A 6,920-nucleotide genomic window follows, 5' to 3' on the forward strand; every position below is an offset into this window, starting at 1 on the left:
ATTGGATACATTACTTTGTGCACAACTGTAGAGTACACTTAACATCAAATTTAATAGAACAAATTTAATTTTCATAAAAAAATATAAAGGTTACTTTTTTAATATCTGCATTAAACTATCAAAAAATCTAGCTATAGAGCCAAGATTAGAAGAAATGGGAGCTCTATTACCATAAAATTCGGCAGTCACTTGATTTTTTTGCCCTATAGGCTTATTAATACTATAATCGATGGTTCGAACAGAACCGAAAGAACCTTGATCATTAGCTTTCGTTACATCTATCTTCTTATTTATCATTTCAGGTTTAGCATAGCTTAATTTAGTGGTGCCAATTTGATCTAGAGTACTAGAAGTTGTCTTGATTTTTTCTTCCCCTATATTCCCTCCGCTTACAACTTCTTTTTCTGCAATTTTCACCTGCTCAACTGGTTTATATCCGCCATTTATTTCCATAAAAAAAACTGGAGATTTAGGTACAAACACTTCTCGATTCAAAACATTTTCATTAGATCCATAAGTAACTTTATCACCAAACATATTGTCAGCGCCTAGTCGACTAAAGTCGTTAGCACTCCCTTCTATTTTATGCTTATTTAGTTGATCATCTGTCATAACATGCACTCCTTTAACATATACTACCTCCCCTGTTAAATTATTTACAAACCAGTCCTTAGCTTCCATTCCATCGGCATCGACAAACCTTATCGGATTGTTATTTCCGTAAATATAAGGTGAATATCTTCTACCTTTTTCAGCCAATGGATCCACTACATTCCACCTTCCAACTGCCGGATCATAGAACCGTGCGTCATAATCGTACTGTTCTAGTCCATCTTGCAACTCCTTACTGTTATAAAGATAATTATTTCTGGCACCTAATGAGTAACTATTAAATGTTTTTCCAAATGGATAATAATCGTCTGCTTGTATCTTCGTTCCGGCACTGTTAAATGAATACCTTGCATTCCCTAAGTGATCCTTTAAAGTGTATTCATAATTGTAAACGCCCGAAACCGGCCTGGCTATCCCTTCTTCAGTCTGGATAAAGTCTATAGCCGTTCCATTGTACTGGATCCCGTCAATATAATGCGTGGTCACCGATCCTTTTACCCGGGTCAGTTTTTTACCCATGGCATCATAGGTGTAGGTTGAAGCATTAGGTCCGGTAACTGTGGCTGGCAAGTTCAAAACATTATAGGTAAAGGTATTTGTTCCATCGGTCAGTGTATTCCCATTCAGATCATAGGTATAGTTCCTGGTTAAGCCTCCTGTTACAATGTTTAATCTATTGCCGGTATAATTATATACTTGAGGAGATAAAGCATCCCGTGTTAAACTCTGAATATTACCCATAAGATCGTAAGTGATCCCCTGCTCATTTCTGTTATCTGAAGAGATCCCGGAAGTTAACCGGTTCAGTTTATCATAAGTATACACATACATTTTAGCTGCCGATCCAGCTGTACTCCATTGCATAAATGCGATATTTCCATTATATTGAGGGGAAGTTCCATCTGTATAGTTCAAGGCCATTAAAAAACCTGGTGCCGAACTAGCATTCAGCCAGCCCCGTTCGTTATAGCCAAGAACAGCGACATTTGATCCGTTGTTTAGCTTTTTAGAGGTTAATTGTCCTACCTCATTATAAACTACTTCCGAAAGTACAACCTGGGGGCTTGCCAGGGTTCCAATCTTCTCATTGGTTCTGATCTTTCGGCCCATATGGTCATAATCGTAAGCAGTGTAGATTGTAGTGCTCGTTGAACCAACAGTATGTGTCCTGGTACTACTTGTCACCTGGCCTGGGAAATTATAAACCAGATCAGTGACATCTGTCCCGCCCAGGTGGTTAGTGCTTTTTGACTGAATCACCCTTCCAAAGCTATCGTAGTAACTCGTGGTGAGCAGCATGGTTGTAGTCCCCAGAATATTCACTTTAGACCCGGTAAGTAATGATTTGACAGCAGTGCCCGAACTTTGGGTACCTGTGGGATTACCAAAAGTATTGCCATAAAAGGCATAATCATCGTAGTAATTCACGGTATAGTAAGTCTGTACATTTGCATGGGCTGGTAGAGCTACATTGGTATAACCGGTTCCTGTTGTACTCAAATTGGTATTGTCCTTGAGTTCGCAATTTTTACTCGTTGCATTAAACAGGGCTTGCCAGGAAATCCGGGTGCCTACACTACTCATAATCCCGGTAATAATTGCTCTACCGAGTGTATCATATTTAGTAAACAGCCATTTATTAGCGGTTGCCTGCACTGCATCCCGGCTCAATACCAGCCTATCGAGCTTATCATAAACCATTTCTTCCCAGCCTTTGCCAGGGATCTTCTTTTCAATCATACGCTGGCGACCATCATAATGGTAAGCATAGATATAGTTGTTAAAATTGACATCATTTTCTGCAAAGCTGTTGATGTTTAACCCGTTTTCATTTAGCGCTGGGGGCAATACATAACAGAGATTACCTAGGTCATCGTACAAATAATAGGTGGATAGGCTTTTGGTTTCATTTTCCCATATTCGTTTCAACACGATATGTTCCTCGAAATCTTTGTATTCATCAATTGTTCCAGTTTTTCCACTTACCCAGTTCTCATCTTTATAGGTGGTTCGATATAATTTTCCTTGAAGATAATTACCTGAAGATGTTGCACCATTTGTGCTTACTGTCCAAAGTTTAACATCTCCCGCATTAGTACCATAATCTGTTTTTAATGTATGGCCAGCGCTACTTCCAGGTATAGGTTGCCAGGTGCTTCCAGGAAAACCTTGCTCCTGTACACGACTTAAGGGACTGGCTTCGAATACGGTTTTAGAAAAGGGAGTTCCTGGAATAGGTGTGACTCCTGGTGCGTTCCACCCTGAAGTATTGGTTGGATCTGTATAAAAAGCAGCCTGCTCGTTAAGGGCATTTGATTTATAACTTCCATTACTAAGGGCTACAATACCTGAATAAGGTAAATATTTCTTTTCTTGCCTCCCAAAAGCGTCATAGGCAATTGGGGTAACCAGGTCTCTCAACGTGGGGCTCGCCTGCCACTCGACAATTTGAAAAGGTCTGCCTAAACCATCAAAGTATTTAATGCTTCGGTTGGCTTGGGCGACAGGAAGTCCTGTTAGCTGGCTCTCTGTAGTTTTACTTGGAACCCTAAGAGTCGTTTCTATTGTATAGTTCTGATCTGAACTTGGTATTTGCGCTAATAGAGCAACTGCTTCAAAGAATAATGGAAAAAAAACAAGTATTTTTTTCATGTACAAGAGCAATTAAGGTTTGTAGTGATAAGTGTAGTTTTTAACGATGTGCCCATTCTGATCTTTCACATTTTTTAGCCTCATAAAATCATCATATTCATAGTAGACAATTTGCCCTTTGGGATCTGTGCTACTCGTCATCCCGACCAGAGGCTTATACGTATAAGTTGTAACTTGAGCATTGGTTAGACTTTGTCTCAACTTATCTAATTCAGACCTCATTTGAATATCTGTAGTTGAACCATTATCTAAAATGGACTGGTTAATGACCTGTTTTACCTCATTGTAGCTACTACCAACAATCTTAGCGACAGGATAAGAAGAGTTATATCCCCACAAATAAACCTCTTTAGTTCCACTTACAAGAGATTGTTCCTGAATATTACCTAACCGATCGTAAGCATTGAAATATATGATGGGTTTATAGTTGCCATCTTTAGTTGTAGAATTACTTGTTATAATAGAAGGCACAAAAGCAATATTATTTGGAGAATTCTCCCACCGGAAAACGGTGTCTACAAAAGGTAATGATGTTTTATATTTATAAAATGTTGCTGATGTTGTCTTTAAACCATTTCCACCAAGGTCTGAAACTTGTTTGTATTCCTCAACTGGCTCGCCAATAGCATAGTTTTTCTGCAAATTTTGAACTCCTTTAGCTATATCATTATTTGGAATTCCTGTTAATACAAAATCAGATGGGTATGATATTTTCGTAATCGAGTATTTGTTATCGGATCTAGTGGTTTTGATGGTGGATGGTAATAAATTAGTCGTATTATAAGTATAATAGGTACTGGTTTTCGTTTCGTTGAAATTATTATCCAGACTAACAGAGATTGTCGAATCCAGCAATTGATACCCTGCATAAATATTATACTTCGTAGCCATGAATAAGTCATTGTAATTAACCTGTAGGTTAAAGCCATTTCCACAAGTTACAAGTGGTTGAAGGTCGATCCCCTTTACTTTATAACCTGAGGTATAACCATAGCCATTAGCCGTGAATGTTTTGGAATAAAAATTATTTTTTCGGAGCACGCAACTATAGGTTCCGTCTACGTTTCTTTTATATTGTTCTTCTTTTAATGTTTTTCCTCTGGCCCAGGAAAAATCAGTATTTGGTGCCCATGGAAATCTATCGGTCATTAATTTGGAATACCAAGAACCATCTGCCCAATTACCGCCATGAAATGGAAGCGTATTACTAACATTACTGATGTCTTTAGTCAGTGTGTCCGACTGAGAAACAATATACCCATTATCGACAACCGTTCCGTCAATAAGTGTTGTAGCCTTCTCAACCACATATGCGTATCCAAATAAACCATTTTGAGAAGATGCCAAAGGGTAGTGTGTATTTGAAGTTATTTGGGTAGCTATGGCTCCTGTTATAATGTAAGTAAGAGTGCCTGCAAATCCATAAACCACAAACGATTGATTATTATATTTTGCAGATGGATTAAATAATGCCATCGAAGATTGTCCATTAGGCAACGTATATTGATACTGCTTATTTAGTAAAGATTGGGTTACAGGATCAAAAGTTCCAATAGCCTTTATCCTAAGCCCCCCATAATTTTGAGTCACTTTACTTGAACCTGGTTGGATATCTTGCCATCCAAACATGGTAACCTGATAAGCACAAGGAAAATTATTACCTGCAGATTTTAGTATATAATTTCCATTTGGAAGATTAAAATTAATCTTTTGATTATATCCCTTGGCAGCTACATTGGATTCAGAAACAACAACTGAATTATTTTGGGCATTGACTATGCTAAAACTACCCCTCTGCCCGGATGCACCATATTTGCAAACATCAACTTGAAAGGAGATATTTACTGCTCCGGAAATGTCGTTAACAGAAAAAGTTGTTAGGGTATTGCTATTCCCAACAGCCCCTAATGGAACCGTATAGATGGCTGTTTCGTGTGTATTTGAATTCGGAATATCAACTGCTCTTGTATTCAATTCGTAGTCGAATGTAGAATAGCCTCCGGTAGGATAAATCATTTTCTTTAACAATCCTTGTTTTGCATAGACGTAATTCGGTTCCTTTCCCAAAATAGTGTACCCTCTTGCTCCATTTACTGTTTCCCCATTAAGTACTATATTTTGCAAAAGAGTGTTGTACCCGTTGCCATTGTAATAACCTAACAAGTCTTGTTGTGCAGAAAAACGTTCAGGTAGTCCATAGTCATGTTCGTATTCCATCCCGTAAGAGTCTACTTTATTACTAATACCATCAATTTCATCCAGGCTTGTCAAAAATAAACGGCGTGTTGCGAATGGATTATGAGTTACTGTTTCAGAAGTACTTGCAAAAGGAACCTCTGAGGAACAGTCAATCTCACTAAGCTCCTTAAATTGATTTCCAATCATGTATTTATAATTCAGATCATATTCTTTCAATTTAAGATTGTTTGAATTATAGATTGTCATCTTTTTTAGATAAGTATCCCCATAAAAATCGCAGCGATTCCCTCCTTGCTCAAATTGGATATTTCCATCCAAGAAGCTTACTGATTGTAATATTTTTCTTTCGACCAGCTGTTGAAGAAAAAAATGATTTTCATCGTAGAAAGATACAGGCAGCGGCTGAGTTGCCCCATTCCCGTTCAAGCTGTGGTCCTCTGGATCTCTGTATTTTATAGAACCAGTATAAATATAATCAATTGTGCTTCTAGAAGCATACTTAAATGAAACCGTGTCACCGGCAACACTGATTACCTTATTTAGATACCAGGTTTTCGTATTAACTGAACCTGGCGATAATACGTCTTTGGTTGCATTATAAACAAGTTGACTCCTCGTTGTTGAGACTTCAAGCGTTTCAAAAATATACTGAGTACCTTTTGTATCTGTTACCTTCCAGCCCATCCCCGACAACCCATTGTTAAAGTCACCACCGGATCCGTAAAAATTTTCAATTTTCAGTCTCTGTTCTGCTATTTGAACTGGAGTACCAACTGTATCAAGAAAAAAACTTCCGGTGTTGCCGCAAAATGAATAGCTAAATACATCCGGCGCGTTATCTTGTTGATTTTCAACAGAGGCCTTTACATCACAAATACTAGGATTCTTCATATTTGTAGGTTTTTGAAATCTACCAAAATTTGATGGGCTGCTATAATAATCATCAATTCCACAAATTGTCTGTGTTATAATGCCTCCGCAGGAAAAAGCCCAGCCTGTACCAACACTAGACGAGACCTCAGACACTTTTATTCCTCCTGAATGATACCTTAATTCAATAGGTAAACTCAATCCCTTTCTTTGTATTTCATATAAGGGGATATTTATATCTGGAATACCTGTAAACTTAGAGACAGGCAATTCCGTGAATTTAAATAGGCTCAATGCCTCCGGACTTGGAGGCACCTGATTGGTAAGGGTAATGTTTTGTGAAAAGGCATTTTGAAGGATTGAAAGCCAAATAAGACAAATTAGAATTAAATTTTTCATAGCTAATTTTTAACGATTTCGATAAACCCAAAACTTTAATTACTCACAACACCCAGGAGAATTATAAAATTAAAGTCTTTTCGAATTGAAAAAATTATATTACATGAAACGAATCATTTGGGTGATGAAATTGACGTTGCTCGTGACATTTCCAAATTCACACAATTCATCATCATTTAGTATCTTAC

The 6,920-nt window shown here is 37.7% G+C and carries 2 protein-coding genes; both read right to left on the reverse strand.

Annotation, left to right across the window (positions count from 1 at the left end):
- Positions 1-90: 90 nt before the first annotated feature.
- Positions 91-3,264, reverse strand: coding sequence for a DUF6443 domain-containing protein (locus tag DBR11_RS01585; RefSeq protein WP_108549856.1), 3,174 nt, complete (start codon positions 3,262-3,264; stop codon positions 91-93).
- Between the two features lie 12 nt (positions 3,265-3,276).
- Positions 3,277-6,732: a hypothetical protein gene (locus tag DBR11_RS01590; RefSeq protein WP_108549857.1), complete on the reverse strand. Its 3,456-nt coding sequence runs from the start codon at positions 6,730-6,732 to the stop codon at positions 3,277-3,279.
- Between the last annotated feature and the right edge of the window lie 188 nt (positions 6,733-6,920).

The sequence above is a fragment of the Pedobacter sp. HMWF019 genome (assembly GCF_003061025.1).
Lineage (GTDB): Bacteria > Bacteroidota > Bacteroidia > Sphingobacteriales > Sphingobacteriaceae > Pedobacter.

Coding starts and splice junctions, on each gene's coding strand:
- DBR11_RS01585 (WP_108549856.1), bottom strand. CDS start 3,264: ATGAAAAAAATACTTGTTTTTTTTCCATTATTCTTTGAAGCAGTTGCT.
- DBR11_RS01590 (WP_108549857.1), bottom strand. CDS start 6,732: ATGAAAAATTTAATTCTAATTTGTCTTATTTGGCTTTCAATCCTTCAA.